This window comes from Massilia mucilaginosa (genome assembly GCF_011682145.1).
In the GTDB taxonomy this organism is placed as follows: domain Bacteria; phylum Pseudomonadota; class Gammaproteobacteria; order Burkholderiales; family Burkholderiaceae_D; genus Telluria_A; species Telluria_A mucilaginosa.
The window spans coordinates 1-917 of record NZ_WHJH01000167.1; the positions used below are offsets into that span (position 1 = coordinate 1).

Here is a 917-nt window from a genome sequence, read left to right on the forward strand (position 1 = left end):
CGAGTCTCGCCTGAAGGCCATCGGTGACGATATCAAAAATGGTCAACGTTTTGCAGATGCCAGTCTCGATCAGAGTTCACGCCTGTTCAATCCAGATAGCGATGGCGATATTCGCAGTGATTGGGGCGGCGGTGAGGGAGCAGTTCCGGGCAACAGTTATGGCGTGAAGGTGATGACCGAGATAGTGGTCAACGGCGATGATTTGGCTTGGTACGAGACCGCTTGGAACTATGTTAAGGAGACAGCAGGCGCGGTTGGCGATTTTGTTTCGGAGATGGTGTCGCCAAGGCCGGGGGACTATGACGCAGTGGCACCCGCGCCTTACTACCGTAACCCGAACATTCCTTCTGATAACGGCTGGATTCATGGGCCATTAGCATCTAAGTATGTTGGTCAGCAGTCGTATATTACTGCACTCCCAGAGCACAACAGTAATCCGTACCGCTCCAACTCCTTCGAGCAACAAGTTGCACGTGGTATCAATGTACCTGTGACCATGACGCTTAATGCCGGGTATGATGTTGGTGCGGGAAGCAGAAGAATCGGAAATGGCGACTACGCTGGCGGTGGACTTCAGGTAGCCACGGGCGCGTTAAGTGTTGCGTCACTTGCTCCTTGGTCAAAGTTTGGAAGTCTGGTCGGCGGAAAAGTGGCCGGTAGGTTGCTCAGCGAAGAAGTGCAGTTAAAATACGCATTGCAAGCTGGAATGAAAACGGCCTTAGGTGCCGATTTGCCGATCCGATTCACGGCAGCAGAGTCGTTGATGGTTAATTCAGGAGTGAATGGCGGTGCCTCAGTATATCGATTGGGTGCGTATAGTGCTATTGAAGCTGAATTTGCATCCCTCTCCGGGCAATTTAGTCAGAAATTGGGTGCGAGTGCGTATGACGCTAAACTCGCTAACTTTGTTAACGGGG

1 protein-coding gene is annotated in these 917 nt (G+C 52.0%); it reads left to right on the top strand.

Annotated features, from left to right (window positions below):
- Nucleotides 1-917, top strand: a 917-nt coding sequence (locus F2P45_RS34300) for a hypothetical protein (protein ID WP_166882672.1), incomplete at both ends; no start/stop codon positions are given.